We start from the raw sequence: 19,823 nt of genomic DNA, 5'->3' as shown, positions 1-19,823 counted from the left end.
CGGTGCATCCGCCACGTCGGTTCGCGGTCCTCCTCCTGGCCGTCCTGCTGGCATCCGCCACGTCGGGTGTCGCGGCCGCCGCGCCGCCGGTACCGGACCCCGCGCACTTGCCTTCCGGAGCGGCACCCGCCCCTCCCGAGGCCACCGAACTACGGGTGCTGTGCGCGGAACTCCCCGACGCCCCCGACGGGCCGCAGATCCCCCGGGCACAACGGATCCTCGACTTCGCGTCGGTCTGGCCGATCACACGCGGGGCCGGACAGGTCGTCGCCGTCATCGACACCGGAGTCCATCCGCACCCGCGCCTGCCGGCTCCGATGCCGGGCGGCGACTACGTGTCCACGGGCGACGGCACCGAGGACTGCGATGCGCACGGCACCCTCGTCGCCGGACTGATCGCGGCGCGCACGGCACCCGGCTCGGGCTTCGCCGGCGGCGCCCCCGAGGTGGAGGTGATCGCCATCCGTCAGTCCAGCGGCCATTTCGCCGATCGCTCCCGGTCGGACGACGATGCCGCGCGCAACGCCACCGGGTACGGCGACGTGCGGACCCTCGCCGCGGCCGTCCGTCGCGCTGTGGATCTCGGCGCCACCGTCGTCAACATCTCGGAGGTCGCGTGCCGGACCGTCGCCGAGGGCCTCGCCGACGGTCCACTGGGAGCAGCGGTGCAGTACGCGACGGATGTGCACGACGCGGTCGTCGTCGCGGCGGCCGGCAACACCGACACCTGCCGCGAGGGCAATCCGGCCTCGGTGGATCCGGTCGATCCCGCTGCCGATACGTGGGATTCGGTCGTCACCCTGGCGTCTCCCGCCTGGTACGACGAGTACGTCCTCGCCGTCGGCGCGGTCGAGGACGACGGCACACCCGCCGAGTACAGCCTTCCCGGTCCGTGGGTCGATGTCGCCGCACCGGGGAGCGGGCTCGTGTCGCTCAATCCCGGTACCGACGGCCTGGCCGATCTGATTCCCGGCCCGCAGGGCGGCCGGCCGGTGTCCGGAACGAGTTTCGCGGCACCACTCGTCGCGGCGACGGTCGCGCTCGTGCGGTCTCGGCATCCGCAATTGTCCGCTCGGGAGGTGATGGCGCGCGTCGAGAGCACCGCCCACTCCCCCGCGGAAGGGTGGAATCCGCAGGTGGGGCATGGTGTCGTGGATCCGCTCGCGGCCGTCACCGCGCCGTTTCCGACCGATCGCGCGGAGCCGGTGCCGGCGGTGCCCGTCGACGAACCGAGCCCCGCCCCGGTGCCGGATCACCGGCCGCGCAGTATCGCGCTGGCCTCGGCTGCGGCTGTGGCGGTCGCGACCGTCCTCGTTCTCGTCCTCACCGCACCGGCACGACGCCTCACCCGGTCACGGACCTGAAGGCCTCAGTTGCCCGCCCGTACCGGGACCGCTCCCGGGTCGGCGGCGACACCGTCGTGTGCGAGCAGCGCCTGCTCCCGGCCGAGCGTGGGTCCCGGGGCGAGCAACTGCAGGACGGGCCACGGGACCCGGACGGGTGGATCCGTGAAGCCGAGTGCCACAGCGGCGTCCGCATCGGTGATGCCGTATCGCACACCGGTGTCGGCGACGAAGAACAACGACCCGAGGCGGTCGGTGCCGGATGTCAACGAGGTGGCCTGCACGTATCGGCCACGGCCCGGCGGGATGTGAATCGCGTCGACCTGTGGTCCCGCGCCGTCGGCCTGTGCCGGGGTCACGGGAACGGCGTCCTTCCCCGTGGGCAGCGCGGTCCCCGCGGAGAGCCGCAGGGCCGACCGATGCCGGTCGTCCTCACCCGCGTCGGGGTGCCAGGTCGAGCAGGCCACCGGTCTGTCCCCCGGATCGACGATCCGCGGGACGACCTCGGGAAACGTGTCGACCGGGAGTTCGTGCACCGTCGGCGCGGCCGCGAGGATGTCGGGCGGTACAACCGGAATCTCCGGTGCCCCTTGCGAATCGGAGAAGTGGATAAGGTGTGCGGTGGCCGGCGAGACCTCCTGCACACCCTTCTCGAGCACCACATGGAAACTCTGGCCGTCGGGTTCGGACACCGCGACGACCGACCCGACACGCGCACCCGGGATCGGCACGAGCGGAGGATCTCCCGCTCCGGCGATGGGAGGTGCCGTCAGCTTCGGTACCTCCGGTACGGCGGCGAGCAGTCCGGGGCTCGCGGGTCGTGCGCGGGAGATGTCGATGCCCAGCAGACGCACGAGCGACCTGTCGTTCGGATCGATCTCGGCGCGTCGTCCGTCGTAGAGCAGGTGATACCTACCGTCCTCCGTCACGAGGAGTGCTTCGTCGTGGGCGAGCACCGATCCTGCCCGATGATCGGGGGTGCCCGCGAGCACGGCGGTGGTCGAGGACTGCAGGCCATCGTGGTCGGCGACGTCGCAGACGGTCCACGGCGCGTCCTCCGCGTCGTAGCCCAGGGAGGACGGTGCACCCGGGATACCCACGAGCGGGCCGCGCGGGCGTTTCGTCAGTTCCTGGTCGGCCACGACCGCCGGTTCGGCCGGAGATCCGAGGATCAACCGCGCCGACGCCAGGTTCAGGACGGGGTGGAACGTCGTGTCGATCGCGACGTAGAGCGCACCGGAGTCGCGTCCGACCACGACGGCGGCATCACCGATCCGGTCCTGGGGGCGGAACAGGGCGAGGGCGGCGCAACCTCCCAGCACGACACACGCGACGACCACCCCGACGACCAGCGCCCGGAACTGGGAACGCATGGGATCGTGGATCATTCGTACGTCGCCCCGCACCAACGCATGATCCATGCGTCGTGCCAGGAACCGGTATCCACTGACCTGCCACCGTGTGGTCGGTTGCGCTGCCATCGATCTCCCCCCGTACGGCACGCTCTCTGGCGCAACACAGTACAGTCCTGTCGGGCGCTCACCGCACGCGCGCCGCGCGGCACAGGGGGAAGGTCGGCACCCCGTCGAGATGATTGCCGGCCGTCGTTCGGGGGGATCGATGCAACGGACCGTGGCCGCGTCGGAGCACGCGCAATTCGTGACCGCGTCGGAGCACGCGCAATTCGTGACCGCGTCGGAGCACGCGCGAGTCGTCACCGCGGCAGGTGATGCGAGAAGTCGTATCGCCGTCCGGCTGACGAGCGCACAGTGCGCGGCCGTCGTCGTGTGGGTGCTCGCGATGGCGCTCGGGTCGTCTGTGTGGGTGGCCTCTGCACTCGCCGTGCCGGTCGCCGCGGCGTGCCTCCTACGGATCGGCGGACGCGGCACGGTCGAATGGATCGCGACCGTTCTGCGTCGCCACCCCGGCGGCGTACCCCTGTCGGGTGTCCTCCGGGACTTCCCGACCGGGTCGGCGGCCCCGGTGGGGGTGCGATGGGACGGCCCGTACGCGACCGTCGTCCTCGAGCTTGCGCCACCGGCCGGCACGCTCACCAGGCTCGGCCGCGAGAGCGAGGAATCGGGACGAACACTCCCCCTCGGTGCGATCGCCGCATGCCTGTACCGGCACGACGTCGTCCTCGACGGGATCGACGTCGTGATGCAGGGGCGTCGGGTTCTCGACTCGACTCCCGCCGGACAGGCCTACGCGCAGTTGCTCGGGCCGCTTCCCGCCGCCGCCGAACGCACGGTCCGGGTGGTGCTCCGCCTCGATGTCACGTCCTGTGCGACCGCCGTGGCCCGCCGGGGCGGTGGTTCGGAGGGTGCCGCGCGCACGGTCGTCGCAGGGGCGCGGCGCGTGATCCGCGCACTCGGCGACGACGGGTACACCGCGCGGTTGCTCACCGCGAACGAGATCGAACAGACCGCGCTGCGGATCTCCCACGGTGTTCCGGCGACGGAATGGGCACCGACGCCTCGGCACGTCGCGTTGTCCTCCGCCGTCGATTCCGGAGGGGTGTTCGAACCCCGACGGATCGACCGTCACCACACGGCCGCGGTCTGGGCACATCCGACGTCGGCGTCGACACTAGTGCTCCGGCTGCGACCGGGCGACCACGATTCGGTCCGGATCGGGGCACTGGCACGGTTCACGACGCGCGAGTCGGACGTCCCGTCCGCTGCGGGCCTGCTTCCGGCGTACGGACGTCACGCCGAACTTCTCACAGCCGCACTGCCACTCGGTGTTCCGCATCTGGAGGAACGGGTTCCCCTGCGCGAGTCGGACGCCGAGGAACTCGACGCTCTCGCATTGCCGGCCGGCGGGTGCGGGCAACTCGTCGGGTCGGACGACGCCGGTCGCGCTGTCACCGCCCGCCTCACCGGTCCCGGCGTCCGTTCGGTCCACATCGCGGGAGAGTTGTATCTCGCCCAGCAGGTGGTCTTCCGCGCCGTCGCGGTCGGGGCCCGGGTCCTCGTCCACACCGACCGTCCCGGGGCGTGGCGCGGCCTGGTCGGATCGGCGGCAGGGCCCGACCGTCTGCGGCTGGCGGGCGAGTACGCCGGCGACCGCGATTTCGACACGGTCGTCTACGACGGGGTCCCGCCGACCTCCTCGATGCCGCACGCGACCGCGATCCACGTGCACATCCACCCGGACGGATGGCCCCGCGAGCGCCCTACGGTGTCGCTGCTGCAGCCCGGGGCCGCCGGGGATCGCGTCGTGATCACGGCGGGCGACGAACGCACGCCTCTCACCCTCGTGACGATCGCGGCCGAGAGCACCCATCTCGGCCGGTCGCGCATGCCGGATTCCCGGTACGACTCGCCGACTCGCTGACTCCCGGGCCGGTCAGCCGGGATACCGGTCGCGGTCGTGCCCGGCGCGGACGGTTCGCGCCCACCACGCGATCTGATCGAGCATGCGCTCCGCGCCGTCGATCGCGGCCTCGTCGGTCGCGGTTCCGTCAGCCGCGAAGGCGTGCTTGACGCGGTGGAAGCTCACCGACTGCCGCACCGGCACCATGTGGACCTCGACGACGACCTGCCGCAGTTGTTCGACCGCGCGCAACCCGCCGGAAAGGCCACCGTAGGAGACGAATCCGATCGGCTTGGTGCGCCATTCGTGCTTGACGGTGTCGATGGCCGTCTTCAACGCGGCGGGATAGCCGTGGTTGTACTCGGAGGTCACCACCACGAAGGCGTCCGCGGCGCCGACGCGGCGAGCGAAGGCATCGGCGTCCGGCCCACCCGAGAGGTCCTGTGGGAGCGGGATCTCGGCGAGATCGAGAACACCGACGTCGAACTCGGAGCGGCGCCGCGCGGTGGCCGCGAACCAGTCGGCGACGACCGGGGCGATGCGACCGGCACGGACACTCGCGACGACGATCTCGAGACGGATCGGATCGTTCGGTACTGCCGTGGTCATGAAGTCGATCGTAGGTGGGGCGCGGCGGACAGTCCGTGTGCGAGCAGCGCGGCGAGTTCCCGATAGGCGCGCGCGTCCTCGAGTCCGGTCGCCTCGGCCACCTGTCGTTGCTGGATGCGCACCATGACCGACGCGACGACGTCGGCGACGAAGGCCGCGTGCACGTCGCGCAGTTCGCCGGTCGCGACCCCGCCGGAGATGAGCTGGCGGACCCGGTCGGCCGCGAAGCGGGTGTTGCGCTCGTACACCTTGCGCGCGACCGGCGTATGAGCGATGTCCTCCATGAAGCGGGAGGACGCCGGTTCGAGTTCGCGCCCCACGGCCTCGAGATAGGCGCCGATGCGTGCCTGCGCGTCCGCAGCCTGTGCGACGTCGGCCTCGACCCGCTCGGCGGCGCCTTTGAAGAAGTGCACGGTCGCGGCGTAGACGAGCCGGTCCTTGTTCTCGGCGAGCGCGTAGAGAGTGGATTTCGAGCAGCGCAGGCGCGCCGCGATGTCGTCGAGGGTCAGGTGCGCGAACCCTTCAGCCAGGAACAACGCGACCAGATCGTCGAACAGTTGCGCCTGCCGGGCGGTGGGTCGCCGACTACCGACTCTTGCCATACGGAAAACAGTACGCCAGTATCGTACTCAGTACTATTTCGGTCCCCAGCCTTCCAGGAGGAACCACCGTGCCCGTCGAGCGTCTGCTTCCCACCCGCGAGGCCTACGACCTGATCGACCTCACCCGCGACGTCGCCGACAAGGTGCTCGCGCCGCGCGTCGACGAGCACGAACGCACGGAGACCTTCCCCGAGGGTGTCTTCCCCGCACTCGGCGCTGCGGGACTGCTGAGCCTGCCGTACCCCGAGGAGTTCGGCGGCGGTGACCAGCCGTACGAGGTGTACCTGCAGGTTCTCGAAGAACTCGGCGCCCGCTGGGCCGCCGTGGCGGTCGCGGTGAGCGTCCACGGCCTGTCGTGCTTCGCACTCGCCACCCACGGCACCGACGAGCAGAAGAACACGTGGCTCCCGGACATGCTGGGCGGCAACACCATCGGCGCGTACAGCCTCTCCGAGCCGCAGGCCGGATCCGACGCCGCCGCCCTCGCGTGCCGCGCGAAGCCCGTCGAGGGCGGTTACCGCATCACCGGTTCGAAGGCGTGGATCACCAACGGCGGCAAGGCCGACTTCTACACCCTGTTCGCCCGCACGGCCGACACCGGCAGCAAGGGCATCTCGTGCTTTCTCGTGCCCGCCGGCACCGAGGGGCTGTCCTTCGGCAAGCCCGAGGAGAAGATGGGCCTGCACGCGATCCCCACCACCTCTGCCCATTACGACGACGCCTTCATCCCGGCCGAACGCCGGATCGGCGCGGAGGGGCAGGGGCTGCCGATCGCGTTCAGCGCGCTGGATTCCGGACGCCTGGGGATCGCGGCGGTCGCGACGGGCCTGGCCCAGGCCGCGCTCGACGAGGCAACGGCCTACGCCAAGGAACGGCAGGCCTTCGGCAAGCGCATCATCGACCATCAGGGCCTCGGATTCGTCCTCGCCGACATGGCCGCCGCAGTCGACTCGGCCCGCGCCACCTATCTCGACGCCGCGCGACGCAAAGACGCCGGTCTCCCCTATTCGCGGCAGGCGTCGGTGGCCAAGCTGGTCGCGACGGACGCCGCGATGAAGGTCACGACCGATGCCGTCCAGGTCCTCGGTGGATACGGTTACACCCGCGACTTCCCCGTCGAGCGTTTCATGCGCGACGCGAAGATCACGCAGATCTTCGAGGGCACCAATCAGATACAGCGGCTGGTGATCGCGCGGTCGCTGGCGGGATAACCGATCGGACGACCGCCGCACGGCACAAAGGTCGCTAGAGTGCCTGCATGCCGGACGCCCGGGAGCGGCTCACTCCACAGCAACGCCACCTGCTGACACAGCGATTCGGCCGTACGGTCGTGGTCGCCGACATGAGCTGGGGCCTGGTGTCGACCACCGTCCTCGCGATCGACACCGATGAGGGTCGGCTCGTCGTGAAGGCCGGTGGGGTGCCCGATCGCCACATCGAACGCGAGATCAGCGCCCACGAGCGCTGGACCGCTCCGTGGGTGGGATGCGGGCGGGCCGCCCGGATGGTGTTCGCCGACCGGGCCACGAAACTGGTCGTGACGGAATACCTTCCGGGCCGGTTGATCCAGGGCACGGCAGCCTCGTCGTCCCTCGACGTCTACGAGCAGGCCGGTGCGCTGCTCGCGCAGTTCCACCGCCAGGAGCGGGCCGTGGACGAGGAGTACGAGCGATCGGCGAACGCGAGGACGCTGCGGTGGCTGGCGGCGCCGCACCGCATCGGTCCCGAGGTCGCCGGTCGGCTGCGTGCGATGGTCGAGGGGTGGCCGACACCGACGGTCATCCTGGTGCCCACCCACGGCGATTGGCAGAGCCGGAACTGGCTCGCCGACGACGCGGGAGTGGTGAAGGTGATCGATTTCGGCCGCGCCGCCCTGCGTCCCGCGGGTGAGGACTTCGAACGGCTCGCGGTGCGCGAGTTCCTCCGGGTTCCGGGCGCCGAGCAGGCCTTCCTGCGCGGCTACGGGGAGGATCCGCGCGAAGCGGAGGCCTGGTTCCGTCAACGCGTGCGCGCGGCGGTCGCGGTCGCGGTGTGGGCCTTCCATGTGGGCGACGACTGCTACGAGGCCGAGGGGCACCGCATGATCGCCGAGGCCCTTGCTCGCCTCTCGGCTGTAGCGCGTTGACGCATCTTCGTCGGATATTTGTCACACCCCACAAGGTTGCCTGCTACCGGCGGTTTCGATTGAATCAGCTCTGGACATACGTCCAATTCGTTTCCAGATGGAGGTCACCACATGCTTCTCGGTTCGCTCGATGCGCTCATCAGCAACGTCCTCAACTTCCTGGACTGGCTGATCTGACGAGCATGTGAGAACGCCCGAGGGGGTGAGGTCGCGGACCTCACCCCCTCGGCGCTCGTCGCGCAGTGTCGTCGTGTCAGGCGCCGATGGCCTCGCCGAGCACAGGCCACGACTCGTGCAGGGCCTCCTGCCAGTAACCCCAGGTGTGGGTGCCGTCGGGCCGGATCGAGTAGGTCGCCTCGACCCCGGCCGCGTCCAGCGCACCGCGCAGTCGCGTCGTGCAGTCGCTCACGCCGGCCTCGATGAGCCCCAGCAGAGCCACGTCGGGCAGGACGGCGACACCGGACTGCTCCCATGCCTTCAACTCGTACGGACCCGGGACACCGCTACTCGTGGAGACGTAGACGGCCTTGCCGCGCAGCTTCTCCGCGTTGCGCACGACGTCCTGTTCGGTCCAGTGCTCGCCGGCGACCGGTCCCCACATGTTCTCGACCTCGCCGCCCCCGAACCCGACGACGATCTCCGCGTAGCGCGAACCGGTCTCCGTGGCGGTCTCGGCGCATCCGCTGTACGAGCCCACGCCCTGGTAGAGATCGGGCGCGTGCTGGGCGAGCGCCAGCGCCGACGTCGCCGACATCGACACACCCGCGATCGCGTTCCGGCCGCTCGCGCCGAGCGTCTCGTCGACCACCGACGGGACCTCCTCGGTGAGGAAGGTCGTCCACTTGTTGCGTCCGAGAACGGGATCGTCCTCGAGCCAGTCGGTGTAGTAGCTGAACGCGCCACCGATCGGAGTGACGACGTTGACGTTCTTGTCGTCGAAGAACTCCACGACGTCGGTCTGCTCGCGCCAGGTCGCCCGGTCCTGTCCCCCACCTGCACCGTTGAGCAGGTAGAAGACCGGCCGCGGAGCGCTCGTGTCGGCCGGGCGCAGCACCTGCAGCTCGATCGTGCGATCCATCGACGGCGAGTACACGAACAACGACCAGTCGCGGTCCGTGTGCTTCTCCATGCGTTCGAGAGTCGCGCCGGCAGACCGGGTCTCGCCGGTCGCGGCAGCCGGGGACTCCTCGGCGTGGGCAACCGCGGCGCCGGGCAGGACCAGCGACGAGACTGCGAGCGCCCCGATCGTCCCCATCAACGCAAACCGTCGTGCGCGCACATTCGTTCCCTTCATCCGCAACAGCCGGGCGTGATGGGCCCGCGCATCTCCCGCGTCGCAGCGTTGCGCGCGGCCAGTTCCTCGTCAGCAGGGTAGTCGACTCGAACCAGCGACAAGCCGTGGGCCGGTGCCACTGCGACCGAGGCCGCACGTTCGCGCTCCTCGAGCAGGGCCGTAATCCAGTCGACGCTGCGTCGCCCCTCCCCGACGGCCAGTGCCGCGCCGACGAGGCTGCGCACCATCGACCAGCAGAAGGCGTCGGCGCTGACGTAGGCGGTGAGGATGTCGCCCTCACGGGTCCAGTCGTATCGCTGCAGTTCGCGCACGGTCGTCGCACCCTCGCGCCGCTTGCAGAAGGCGGCGAAGTCGTGGAGACCGAGCAGCGAGTGCGACGCGCGTCGCATCGCCTCGAGATCGACGGCCTTCGGCCACGAGACGGTGTCGCGCGCCCGCAGCGGCTCGGCGCCGTACACCGCTGTGGTGAGGCGATATTCGTAGTGACGCCGGATCGCCGAGAAGCGCGCGTCGAAATGCTCTGGGGCGACGGAGATCCCGGTGACACGCACGTCGCGGGGCAGGAACCGTGCGAGACGGCGGATCCAGCGCGACGGGTCGTCGGGCAGGGCCGCGGTCGGGACGTCCACATGGGCGACCTGTCCGGAAGCGTGCACGCCGGCGTCGGTACGACCGGCGACGGTCAGCAGCACGGGGGCCCGGACGATCGCGGAGAGCTTCTCCTCGATCTCCCCGCACACCGTGCGACGGCCGGGTTGCCGTGCCCAGCCGGAGAAGTCGGTGCCGTCGTACGCGATGTCGAGTCGCAGACGTGTCCTCTCGTGAGAAGCCACGAGCCCGCCACCCTCGGAAGGGGCGGCGGGCTCGTGAGCTTCAGCAGATGCCGAAACCAAGTGGACTAGTCCTTCTTGGCCTCGTCGGCCTCGGGTGCGTCGGCAGCCGTGGCGTTGGTGTTTTCGACACCCTCGACGACGGCGTCGGCGTTCGCGACCTCGGCGTCGGTGGCCTCGGCCTCGACGGCCTGGACCGCGTTGTCCTCGGCGGGTGCCTGCGAGGCGGCGACGCGACGTGCGCGGTCGGCCTCGGAGGTGACGGTCTTCTCGCGCACCAGCTCGATGATGGCCATGGGGGCGTTGTCGCCCTTGCGCGGCATCGTCTTGATGATGCGGGTGTAGCCGCCGTTGCGGTCCTCGAAGGAGGGACCGATCTCCGCGAACAGCGAGTGGACGACGTCCTTGTTGCGGATGACCTTCAGCACCTCACGACGCGAGGCCAGCGTGCCGGCCTTGGCGTGCGTGACGAGCTTCTCGGCGTACGGGCGCAGGGCCTTGGCCTTGGCCTCGGTGGTGGTGATACGGCCGTGCTCGAAGAGCGCGGTGGCCAGGTTGGCCATGAGCGCCTTCTGATGCGAGGCCGATCCGCCGAAGCGGGCGCCCTTCTTGGGCTTGGGCATGATTTTCTCCTAGTAACGGACCGTGAGCTGCTACAGCTGCTCGGTCTCGGCGTAGTCCTCGTTGCCGTCGTTGTCACCGAAGGAGCCGGCGTCGGTGTCGCTCCAGGTACCGGTCGCGGCGTCGTAACCGGCGACGGTGCTGGGGTCGAACGATGCCGGGCTGTCCTTGAGGGACAGGCCGAGCGAGTGCAGCTTGACCTTGACCTCGTCGATGGACTTCTGGCCGAAGTTGCGGATGTCGAGCAGGTCGGACTCCGTACGTGCCACGAGCTCGCCGACGGTGTGAACACCCTCGCGCTTGAGGCAGTTGTAGGACCGGACCGTGAGGTCGAGGTCCTCGATCGGAAGTCCGAAGGAGGCGATGTGGTCGGCCTCGGCGGGCGAGGGACCGATCTCGATGCCTTCTGCTTCGACGTTCAGCTCACGAGCCAGACCGAAGAGCTCCACGAGGGTCTTGCCCGCCGAGGCGAGCGCGTCCCGCGCGCTGATCGAGTTCTTGGTCTCCACGTCGAGAATGAGCCGATCGAAGTCGGTGCGCTGCTCGACGCGGGTCGCTTCCACCTTGTACGTCACCTTGAGCACCGGCGAGTAGATCGAGTCGACCGGGATGCGGCCGATCTCGGCGCCGGACGCCTTGTTCTGCACGGCAGGAACGTAGCCACGACCGCGCTCGACGACGAGCTCGATCTCCAGCTTGCCCTTGTCGTTCAGGGTGGCGATGTGCAGATCCGGGTTGTGGATGGTGACACCGGCCGGAGGCACGATGTCGCCGGCCGTGACGGTGCCCGGTCCCTGCTTGCGGACGTACATGGTGACCGGCTCGTCCTCTTCCGAGCCGACCACGAGACCCTTGAGGTTCAGGATGATGTCGGTGACATCCTCCTTCACGCCGGGAACGGTGGTGAACTCGTGGAGCACGCCGTCGATGCGGATGCTGGTGACGGCTGCGCCCGGGATCGAGGAGAGCAGGGTGCGACGAAGCGAGTTGCCGAGGGTGTACCCGAAGCCAGGCTCGAGCGGCTCGATGACGAACTTCGAGCGGTTTTCAGCGATGACCTCTTCGGTCAGTGTGGGTCGCTGAGAGATGAGCATCTGTTGCCTCCTTGTGGGCGTCCGCCATATGACGCCCTAGTGGAATGGAGCGGTGTCCTCCCGTCCGGGTGGACCGGAGGACACCACGACACCGAGGTGTCTTACTTCGAGTAGTACTCGACGATCAGCTGTTCCTGCAGCGGGATGTCGATCTGTGCGCGCTCGGGGAGCTGGTGGACCAGCACCCGCAGACGCGGACCGACGACCTGCAGCCAACCCGGAACCGGGCGCTCGCCCTGGGTCTCGCGGGCGACCTGGAAGGGCAGCGTGCTCAGCGACTTCTCGCGGACATCGATGATGTCGTACTGCGAGACGCGGTAGCTGGGGATGTCGACCTTCTTGCCGTTGACCAGGAAGTGGCCGTGGCTCACCAGCTGGCGGGCCTGACGACGCGTGCGGGCGAGGCCGGCACGGTAGACGACGTTGTCCAGACGCGACTCGAGGATGACCAGCAGAACCTCACCGGTCTTGCCGGGACGGCTTGCGGCCTCTTCGTAGTAGCGACGGAACTGCTTCTCCATGATGCCGTAGGAGAAGCGAGCCTTCTGCTTCTCCTGCAGCTGGAGCAGGTACTCGCTCTCCTTGATCCGCGCGCGGCCGTGCTGGCCGGGCGGGTAGGGGCGACGCTCGAAAGCCTGATCGCCTCCGACCAGGTCGACACGGAGACGCCGCGACTTACGGGTGACGGGACCGGTATAACGTGCCATGACTTAGAACCTTTTCCTTTCCCGTATTAGACGCGACGACGCTTGGGCGGCCGGCAGCCGTTGTGCGGCTGGGGCGTGACATCGGAGATGGTGCCGACCTCGAGGCCTGCGGCCTGGAGCGAACGGATCGCCGTCTCGCGGCCCGAACCCGGGCCCTTGACGAAGACGTCGACCTTCTTGACACCGTGTTCCTGCGCCTTGCGGGCGGCGTTCTCGGCGGCGAGCTGAGCGGCGAACGGGGTCGACTTGCGCGAACCCTTGAAGCCGACGTGGCCGGAGGACGCCCAGGAGATCACGTTGCCCTGCGGGTCCGTGATGGACACGATGGTGTTGTTGAACGTGCTCTTGATGTGAGCGGCACCGTGCGGAACGTTCTTCTTGTCCCTGCGCCGTGCCTTCTGGGTCTTCTTCGGACCGGTGCTGCGTGACTTGGGAGGCATTACTTCTTCTTTCCTGCGACGGTGCGCTTCGGACCCTTACGGGTGCGGGCGTTGGTCTTGGTGCGCTGTCCACGCACGGGCAGACCACGACGGTGTCGCAGGCCCTGGTAGCAGCCGATCTCGATCTTGCGGCGGATGTCCGCCTGAACCTCGCGACGGAGGTCACCCTCGACCTTGTAGCTCTCCTCGATGTACTCGCGGAGCTTGGCGAGGTCCTCGTCCGTCAGATCCTTGCTGCGCAGGTCCGGGCTGACGCCGGTGGCCTCGAGGATCTCCTTGGAGCGGGTACGGCCGATGCCGTAGATGTACGTGAGTGCGATCTCCATCCGCTTTTCGCGGGGAAGATCGACACCTGCGAGACGTGCCATGTGGCATTCCTATTCGGTGTGCGGAGGTCTGCTCCCAGCCCGTCCCCTGCGTCGAAGAACTGTGTAGGTCGTGAACCTGTATAGGTCGTGAACACAGTGGGGCCCCGGCCTCCGTACCGGGGGTTGATCGCGCAGCTCCTCGACGGATCGAGGATCGTAACCACGCGACTGGTGCTGGAAGGTCTTCGTGCTTGTTGCCAAGCAGATCTTCGAGACGAAGGTGGATCTAGCCCTGACGCTGCTTGTGGCGCAGGTTCTCGCAGATCACCATGACCCGCCCGTTACGACGGATCACCTTGCACTTCTCGCAGATCTTCTTGACGCTAGGCTGAACCTTCACGTAAGTCCGATCTCCTGTATGTGCGCCGCCGGACACGGCAGAAACCGGCCCGGCGACATGATTCTCCCCGACCGTGTGGCCGGGGAAGCTTCGTTACTTGTAGCGGTAGACGATGCGTCCACGCGTGAGGTCGTAGGGAGAAAGCTCCACGACAACGCGGTCCTCGGGAAGGATACGAATGTAGTGCTGACGCATCTTTCCGCTGATGTGGGCGAGAACCTTGTGCCCGTTCTCCAGCTCGATGCGGAACATCGCATTGGGCAGCGGTTCGATTACCCGGCCCTCGACCTCGATTGCCCCGTCTTTCTTAGCCATATCCTCCGCGATCCGTTGTTCGGCGTTGTGGTTGCATCGGCATCCGTTACCGTGACGCTCGGCAACTCCGGGACCGGACACGAACCGACATTCGACAGGAATTCGACACGGGACCGATCGGAGCGCAGCGCGCACCACCGATCAATGGTACGGGAAGTTGACCGTCCAGGACAAATGAGCTCCGGCACACGTGTGCCTGCAACTACGAGGAGGACGTCGCGTGCGGGCGTTGATTCAACGGGTGACCACGGCGGCAGTGGCGGTCGACGGGGCCGAGGTGGCCCGTATCACGCCCTCCGACGGCGGTCACGGCCTGCTCGTGCTCGTCGGCGTCACGCACGACGACGACGAGGCGAAGGCCGCGACGCTCGCACGGAAGGTGTGGACGATGCGCATCCTGGAGGACGAGAAATCCGCCTCCGACGTCGATGCCCCGATCCTCGTGGTCAGCCAGTTCACGCTCATGGCCGACACGAGGAAGAGCCGGCGCCCGTCCTGGTCGGCCGCCGCTCCGCGTGCGGTCGCCGAGCCTCTCGTCGATGCCTTCGCGAGCGCCCTGCGCGATCTCGGCGCGAGCGTCGAGACGGGGAAGTTCGGGGCCCACATGGAAGTGAGCCTCGTCAACGACGGCCCGGTCACGCTCCTCGTCGAAGTCTGAGACACCGAGGTGTGACCGCGGCGGTCATTCCGGCCGGAGGGTGAGGATGCGCGGCCCGTCCTCGGTGACCGCGACCGTGTGCTCCCAGTGCGCGGCCCGGCTGCCGTCGACGGTCACGACCGTCCACTCGTCGTCGAGGACCTCGGTCTCGTAGGTACCGAGAGTAAGCATCGGCTCGACTGCGAGCACCGACCCGACGACGAGCTTCGGGCCCTTACCCGGCTTGCCCTCGTTGGGGAGGAACGGATCCATGTGCATCTCGCGTCCGATGCCGTGCCCACCGTAGCCGTCGACGATGCCGTACGACCGGCCGTGCAGTTTCTCCGCGGCATGCGTGCCCTGCTCGATGGCATGCGAGACGTCGGTCAGGCGGTTGCCCGGAAGCATCGCCGCGATGCCGGCCTCGAGCGACAGGCGCGTGGCCTCGCTGAGGTCGATGTCGGCCTGCGACAGCTCCCCGAGCCCGAAGGTCCATGCGGAGTCGCCGTGCCATCCGTCGAGGATCGCGCCGCAGTCGATCGAGACGAGATCGCCCTCGGCCAGGATCACCGACGCCGACGGGATGCCGTGGACGACGACCTCGTTGACCGAGGAACAGATCGAACCGGTGAAGCCGTGGTAGCCCAGGAAGGACGGAACGGCCCCCGCATCGCGGATGACCGATTCCGCCACCTGGTCGAGTTCGAGGGTGCTCACGCCCGGCTTCGCGGCCTCGCGCACTGCGACGAGTGCGGCACCGACCACGGCTCCCGCCGCCGCCATCGCGTCGAGTTCACCCGAGGTGCGGAACGGAACCACTGAGCGCTTGCGCCCGAAACCCATGTCGAACTACCCGTCTACTTTCCGAGTGCGGACAGAGCCCGCGAGTTGATCTCCTCGACCTCACCGATCGCGTCGACCGTGATGATCGAGCCGACGTAGTAATCGAGCAGCGGGGCCGTCTCTTCACGGTAGACCCGAAGACGGTTGCGAATCACGTCTTCGGTGTCGTCGGCGCGACCGCGGGCGAGCATGCGCTCGACGACCACGTCCTCGTCGATGACGAAGGACAGGACGCCGTCGAGCTCGACGCCGAGATCCTTCAGGATGTTCTCGAGTTCCTTGGCCTGCTCCACGCTGCGCGGGAAGCCGTCGAGGAGGAAGCCGTTGGCGGCGTCCGGCTCGGCCAGACGCTCACGCACCATGTTGTTGGTGATCTCGGCGGGAACGAGCTCCCCCGCGTCGATGTACTTCTTGGCCTCGACGCCGAGCGGGGTGCCCTGCCCGATGTTCGCGCGGAAAAGATCGCCCGTCGAGATGGCGGGGACGCCGAGCTTCTCGGACAGAATCGCGGCCTGTGTGCCCTTGCCGGCACCGGGAGGACCGAGCAGTACAAGTCTCACTTGAGGAACCCTTCGTAGTTGCGCTGCATCAGTTGACTTTCGATCTGCTTGACAGTGTCCAGCGCGACACTGACGAGAATGAGAACCGCGGCGCCACCGAAGATGCTCGAGGCCGTCTGGCTGCCGGACAGGAAGAAGTTCGGCAGCGTCGCGATGAGACCGAGGTAGATCGAGCCCGGAACCGTGATGCGGTTGAGCACGAAACTGAGATATTCGGCGGTCGGGCGACCGGGGCGGATGCCCGGGATGAACCCGCCGTACTTCTTCATCTCGTCGGCCCGCTCCTCCGGATTGAAGGTGATGGCGACGTAGAAGAAGACGAAGAACACGATCAGCGCGAAGTAGATCGCGATGTAGACCGGGTTGTTCGGGTTGACCAGGTACTCGTTGATGATCCGCTGCCACCAGCTCGGATCCGGGTTCGTCGTGGCACCGGTGAGCTGAGCGATGAGGTTCGGCAGGTACAGCAACGACGACGCGAAGATGACGGGGATGATGCCCGCCTGGTTGACCTTCAACGGCAGATAGGTCGACGACCCGCCGTACATGCGCCGGCCGACCATGCGCTTGGCGTACTGGACCGGGATCCGGCGCTGACCCTGCTCGATGAACACGACACCCGTGATGAGGACCAGAGCCACGACGCAGACGATCGCGAAGACGAGACCACCGCGGGACTCGAGGATCGTGCGACCCTCGGTGGGCAGCGCAGCTGCGATACCCGCAAAGATCAGCAGCGACATGCCGTTGCCGACGCCGCGTTCGGTGATGAGCTCACCGAACCACATCACGACAGCGGCGCCCGCGGTCATCACGAGCACGATGACGACCATCGCGAAGATGCTGTCGTCGGCGAGGATCGGTTCGGAACAGCCCTGCAGCAGCTGCCCTCGGGCGGCGAGGGCGACGATGCCGGTGGCCTGCAGAACGGCGAGGGCGACGGCGAGATAACGCGTGTACTGCGTCATCTTGGCCTGGCCGGCCTGGCCTTCCTTGCGTAGCTCCTCGAAGCGTGGAATGACCACGGTGAGCAGCTGCACGATGATGCTCGCCGTGATGAACGGCATGATGCCGATCGCGAAGACCGACAACTGCAACAGCGCGCCACCGGAGAACAGGTTGATCAGCGAGTAGATGCCGGCCTGTTCGCTGCCGGCGAGCTGATCGACACAGGCCTGGACGTTGCCGTAGTCGACGCCCGGGGACGGCACGGTAGCGCCGAGGCGGTACAGCGCCACGAGCCCGAGGGCGATGAGAATCTTCCGCCTCAGGTCCGGTGTCCTGAGGGCCGAGACGAAGGCGGAAAGCAAAGATCCTCCTGGCGGGCCGATCGGGGACGACGGATCGAAACGGATCCGTCGGACGGTAGACAACTCTGAAACTCTAACAGTGGCCCCCGATGAGAGGGGTAGCCCGGTAGCCTATGTCACCGCTGAGAACGAGCGAACGGCCGCGGTGCAGAAGTCTGCACCGCGGCCGTTCTCAGCCGTGATTCATACGCGAAAGTTCAGGTCAGGCCTGGACGGTCGCGCTGCCACCGGCGGCAGCGATCTTCTCCTGAGCGGAGGCCGAGAACTTGTGGGCGGTGACCTGCACGGCCACCGTCAGCTCGCCCTCGCCGAGGACCTTGACGAGCTGGTTCTTGCGAACCAGACCCTTCGCCACGAGATCCTCGATACCGATCTGTCCACCCTCGGGGAACACGCGAGCGATGTCCCCGACGTTGACGATCTGGTACTCGGTACGGAATGCGTTCTTGAAACCCTTGAGCTTCGGCAGACGCATGTGGATGGGCATCTGGCCACCCTCGAAGGCCGGCGACACGTTCTTGCGTGCCTTCGTGCCCTTCGTACCGCGGCCGGCGGTCTTGCCCTTCGAACCCTCACCGCGTCCGACGCGGGTCTTGTCCGTCTTCGCGCCCGGAGCCGGGCGCAGGTGATGCAGCTTGATGGTCATTCTCAGACCTCCTCAACAGTGACGAGGTGACGCACCACGTTGATCAAGCCACGGTTCTGCGCATTGTCCTCGCGGACGACGGACTGGCGGATCTTCCGCAGACCGAGGGTCCGGAGGCTGTCGCGCTGATTCGACTTGGCCCCGATGGTGCTCTTGATCTGGGTGATCTTCAGCTCTGCCATTACTTCACGCTCCCAGCAGCCTGTGCACGTGCGCGCAGCATGCCGGCAGGAGCAACTTCCTCGAGGGTGAGGCCGCGGCGAGCCGCGACTTCCTCGGGACGCTGCAGACCCTTGAGGGCCGCAACCGTCGCGTGCACCACATTGATGGCGTTGTCGGAGCCGAGCGACTTCGACAGGATGTCGTGGACACCCGCGCACTCCAGCACCGCGCGCACCGCGCCACCGGCGATGACACCGGTACCGGGGGAAGCCGGACGCAGCAGGACGACACCGGCTGCAGCCTCTCCCTGGACGGGGTGGGTGATGGTTCCGCCGATGAGCGGGACGCGGAAGAAGTTCTTGCGAGCTTCCTCGACACCCTTCTGGATGGCCGCGGGAACTTCCTTGGCCTTGCCGTAGCCGACGCCGACCAGGCCGTTGCCGTCGCCCACGATCACCAGAGCGGTGAAGCTGAAGCGACGACCGCCCTTGACGACCTTCGACACACGGTTGATCGAGACGACACGCTCGATATAGTTCGACTTCTCCGCAGCGTTGCCGCCACGCGAGTCACGATCGCGGCGATCGCGACCGCCGCCGCGGTTGTCACCGCTGCTGTTGGGGTTCTGTCCGGCGGGGCCGTTGCCGCCGTCACGCCGCTGACGTCCCGGCATCAGGCGTTCCTTCCGTTCGAGAAAATGGTCATCAGAACTTCAACCCGCTTTCGCGAGCCGCGTCCGCGAGGGCCGCGATGCGTCCGCTGTAGGTGTGGCCACCGCGGTCGAAGACCACGGCTTCCACGCCGGCAGCCTTGGCGCGCTCGGCGATCAGCTGACCGACCTTCGCGCCGCGAGCCTTCTTGTCGCCCTCGAGAGCGCGCACATCGGGTTCGATGGACGACGCTGCCGCGAGGGTCGTGCCCGTCAGGTCGTCGATCAGCTGCACGTGCAGGTGACGCGACGACCGGTTGACGACGAGGCGGGGACGCTCGGCGGTGCCGGAGATCTTCTTGCGGAGGCGGAAGTGACGACGCGTCTTCGAAAGGCGACGCGTGGTGGAGGCGTCCTTGCCGCGCGGGATGCGCTTGGCCTTCTGGTTCTCGGTCTGGCTCATGATCACTTACCCGTCTTTCCGACCTTGCGACGGACCTGTTCACCCTCGTAGCGGATGCCCTTGCCCTTGTAGGGGTCGGACTTGCGCAGCCGGCGGATGTTGGCCGCGATCTGGCCGACCTTCTGCTTGTCGATGCCCGAGATCGAGAAGCGCGTGGGGTTCTCGACGGCGAACGTGATGCCCTCGGGCGCCTCGATCAGCACGGGGTGGCTGTAACCGAGCGAGAACTCGAGGTCCTTGCCCTTGAGGGCCACGCGGTAGCCGACGCCGTGGATCTCCATCTTGGTGGTGTAACCCTGGGTCACACCGACGATGAGGTTCTGCACGAGCGTCCGCGACAGGCCGTGCAGCGCGCGGCTGCGGCGCTCGTCGTTCGGGCGCGTGACGTTGATTGCCCCGTCCTCGCCCTTGGCGACGGCGATCGGCTCGGCGATCGTCAGGGACAGGTTGCCCTTGGGACCCTTGACTGCAACATCCTGGCCGTCGATGCTGACCTCGACGCCCGAAGGAACTGCAACGGGGAGTTTTCCGATTCGCGACATTGTGG

At 67.9% G+C, this 19,823-nt stretch carries 25 protein-coding genes; 5 read left to right on the top strand and 20 right to left on the bottom strand.

Annotated elements, in window-relative coordinates:
- Positions 1-2: 2 nt before the first annotated feature.
- Positions 3-1,364, top strand: a complete 1,362-nt coding sequence (gene mycP, locus GON09_RS00555; protein ID WP_213930140.1) for a type VII secretion-associated serine protease mycosin — start codon at positions 3-5, stop codon at positions 1,362-1,364.
- Between the two features lie 5 nt (positions 1,365-1,369).
- Here the strand turns inward: mycP and eccB are convergent, their stop codons facing one another.
- Positions 1,370-2,824 carry a type VII secretion protein EccB gene (gene eccB, locus GON09_RS00550; RefSeq protein ID WP_213930139.1) on the bottom strand — a complete coding sequence of 485 codons (1,455 nt, stop codon included), beginning with the start codon at positions 2,822-2,824 and terminating at the stop codon, positions 1,370-1,372.
- A gap of 139 nt (positions 2,825-2,963) precedes the next feature.
- On the opposite strand from eccB, the gene eccE reads away from it, so the two are divergent.
- Positions 2,964-4,682, top strand: a complete 1,719-nt coding sequence (gene eccE / locus GON09_RS00545; RefSeq protein WP_213930138.1) for a type VII secretion protein EccE — start codon at positions 2,964-2,966, stop codon at positions 4,680-4,682.
- 12 nt (positions 4,683-4,694) lie between these two features.
- Here the strand turns inward: eccE and GON09_RS00540 are convergent, their stop codons facing one another.
- Both GON09_RS00540 and GON09_RS00535 read right to left on the bottom strand, forming a co-directional pair.
- Positions 4,695-5,270, bottom strand: coding sequence for an NADPH-dependent FMN reductase (locus GON09_RS00540; RefSeq protein ID WP_213930137.1), 576 nt, complete (start codon positions 5,268-5,270; stop codon positions 4,695-4,697).
- On the bottom strand, positions 5,267-5,872 hold the full coding sequence (locus tag GON09_RS00535) for a TetR/AcrR family transcriptional regulator (protein ID WP_213930136.1): 606 nt from the start codon (positions 5,870-5,872) through the stop codon (positions 5,267-5,269). The genes GON09_RS00540 and GON09_RS00535 overlap by 4 nt, the downstream gene beginning before the upstream one ends.
- A 68-nt stretch (positions 5,873-5,940) precedes the next feature.
- Here GON09_RS00535 and GON09_RS00530 point away from each other — a divergent pair, with 68 nt between their 5' ends.
- Complete coding sequence (locus GON09_RS00530; protein ID WP_213930135.1) at positions 5,941-7,083, top strand: acyl-CoA dehydrogenase family protein; 1,143 nt, start codon at positions 5,941-5,943, stop codon at positions 7,081-7,083.
- 47 nt (positions 7,084-7,130) lie between these two features.
- Complete coding sequence (locus GON09_RS00525) at positions 7,131-7,997, top strand: phosphotransferase family protein (protein WP_213930134.1); 867 nt, start codon at positions 7,131-7,133, stop codon at positions 7,995-7,997.
- A 253-nt stretch (positions 7,998-8,250) separates the two neighbouring features.
- Here GON09_RS00525 and GON09_RS00520 read toward each other — a convergent pair whose 3' ends face one another.
- The 9 genes from GON09_RS00520 to infA form a co-directional block, all read right to left on the bottom strand.
- On the bottom strand, positions 8,251-9,252 hold the full coding sequence (locus tag GON09_RS00520; RefSeq protein WP_213934194.1) for an alpha/beta hydrolase: 1,002 nt from the start codon (positions 9,250-9,252) through the stop codon (positions 8,251-8,253).
- Between the two features lie 35 nt (positions 9,253-9,287).
- Positions 9,288-10,124 (bottom strand): tRNA pseudouridine(38-40) synthase TruA, encoded by an 837-nt coding sequence (truA, locus tag GON09_RS00515; protein WP_307854260.1) that lies wholly within the window; start codon positions 10,122-10,124, stop codon positions 9,288-9,290.
- 65 nt (positions 10,125-10,189) lie between these two features.
- Entirely contained in the window at positions 10,190-10,744 is a 555-nt protein-coding gene (gene rplQ / locus GON09_RS00510; RefSeq protein WP_213930133.1) for a 50S ribosomal protein L17, read from the bottom strand.
- 30 nt (positions 10,745-10,774) lie between these two features.
- Positions 10,775-11,836 carry a DNA-directed RNA polymerase subunit alpha gene (locus GON09_RS00505; protein WP_213930132.1) on the bottom strand — a complete coding sequence of 354 codons (1,062 nt, stop codon included), beginning with the start codon at positions 11,834-11,836 and terminating at the stop codon, positions 10,775-10,777.
- A 101-nt stretch (positions 11,837-11,937) separates the two neighbouring features.
- A complete protein-coding gene (rpsD, locus tag GON09_RS00500) occupies positions 11,938-12,543 on the bottom strand; it encodes a 30S ribosomal protein S4 (protein ID WP_213930131.1) in 606 nt (201 codons plus the stop codon).
- Between the two features lie 26 nt (positions 12,544-12,569).
- Complete coding sequence (rpsK, locus tag GON09_RS00495) at positions 12,570-12,983, bottom strand: 30S ribosomal protein S11 (RefSeq protein WP_006554585.1); 414 nt, start codon at positions 12,981-12,983, stop codon at positions 12,570-12,572.
- Positions 12,983-13,351: a 30S ribosomal protein S13 gene (gene rpsM / locus GON09_RS00490; RefSeq protein WP_016932426.1), complete on the bottom strand. Its 369-nt coding sequence runs from the start codon at positions 13,349-13,351 to the stop codon at positions 12,983-12,985. Before rpsM ends, rpsK begins: the two co-directional genes overlap by 1 nt.
- A 226-nt stretch (positions 13,352-13,577) precedes the next feature.
- Complete coding sequence (gene rpmJ / locus GON09_RS00485; RefSeq protein ID WP_003938068.1) at positions 13,578-13,691, bottom strand: 50S ribosomal protein L36; 114 nt, start codon at positions 13,689-13,691, stop codon at positions 13,578-13,580.
- A gap of 93 nt (positions 13,692-13,784) precedes the next feature.
- Positions 13,785-14,006 (bottom strand): translation initiation factor IF-1, encoded by a 222-nt coding sequence (gene infA, locus GON09_RS00480; RefSeq protein ID WP_006554587.1) that lies wholly within the window; start codon positions 14,004-14,006, stop codon positions 13,785-13,787.
- A 220-nt stretch (positions 14,007-14,226) separates the two neighbouring features.
- On the opposite strand from infA, the gene dtd reads away from it, so the two are divergent.
- Positions 14,227-14,664 (top strand): D-aminoacyl-tRNA deacylase, encoded by a 438-nt coding sequence (gene dtd, locus GON09_RS00475; protein WP_213930130.1) that lies wholly within the window; start codon positions 14,227-14,229, stop codon positions 14,662-14,664.
- A gap of 24 nt (positions 14,665-14,688) precedes the next feature.
- Here dtd and map read toward each other — a convergent pair whose 3' ends face one another.
- The 8 genes from map to rplF form a co-directional block, all read right to left on the bottom strand.
- Positions 14,689-15,486, bottom strand: a complete 798-nt coding sequence (map, locus tag GON09_RS00470) for a type I methionyl aminopeptidase (RefSeq protein WP_213930129.1) — start codon at positions 15,484-15,486, stop codon at positions 14,689-14,691.
- Between the two features lie 14 nt (positions 15,487-15,500).
- Positions 15,501-16,046 carry an adenylate kinase gene (locus tag GON09_RS00465; RefSeq protein ID WP_213930128.1) on the bottom strand — a complete coding sequence of 182 codons (546 nt, stop codon included), beginning with the start codon at positions 16,044-16,046 and terminating at the stop codon, positions 15,501-15,503.
- Positions 16,043-17,356, bottom strand: coding sequence for a preprotein translocase subunit SecY (gene secY, locus GON09_RS00460; protein ID WP_213930127.1), 1,314 nt, complete (start codon positions 17,354-17,356; stop codon positions 16,043-16,045). The genes GON09_RS00465 and secY overlap by 4 nt, the downstream gene beginning before the upstream one ends.
- Positions 17,357-17,558: 202 nt before the next feature.
- Entirely contained in the window at positions 17,559-18,002 is a 444-nt protein-coding gene (rplO, locus tag GON09_RS00455) for a 50S ribosomal protein L15 (RefSeq protein ID WP_213930126.1), read from the bottom strand.
- 2 nt (positions 18,003-18,004) lie between these two features.
- The gene (rpmD, locus tag GON09_RS00450) at positions 18,005-18,184 is read right to left on the bottom strand and encodes a 50S ribosomal protein L30 (protein ID WP_006554593.1); all 180 of its coding nucleotides are present in this window, start codon (positions 18,182-18,184) and stop codon (positions 18,005-18,007) included.
- Positions 18,184-18,837 carry a 30S ribosomal protein S5 gene (rpsE, locus tag GON09_RS00445; protein WP_213930125.1) on the bottom strand — a complete coding sequence of 218 codons (654 nt, stop codon included), beginning with the start codon at positions 18,835-18,837 and terminating at the stop codon, positions 18,184-18,186. Before rpsE ends, rpmD begins: the two co-directional genes overlap by 1 nt.
- A 31-nt stretch (positions 18,838-18,868) precedes the next feature.
- Complete coding sequence (gene rplR, locus GON09_RS00440) at positions 18,869-19,276, bottom strand: 50S ribosomal protein L18 (RefSeq protein WP_026002910.1); 408 nt, start codon at positions 19,274-19,276, stop codon at positions 18,869-18,871.
- A 2-nt stretch (positions 19,277-19,278) separates the two neighbouring features.
- A complete protein-coding gene (gene rplF / locus GON09_RS00435; RefSeq protein ID WP_213930124.1) occupies positions 19,279-19,818 on the bottom strand; it encodes a 50S ribosomal protein L6 in 540 nt (179 codons plus the stop codon).
- Positions 19,819-19,823 lie beyond the last annotated feature (5 nt).

This window comes from Rhodococcus sp. B50, from assembly GCF_013602415.1.
Classification (GTDB): Bacteria; Actinomycetota; Actinomycetes; order Mycobacteriales; family Mycobacteriaceae; genus Rhodococcus.
The sequence above is the reverse complement of the archived record's forward strand: the minus strand, read 5'-3'. Positions and strand labels throughout refer to the sequence as shown.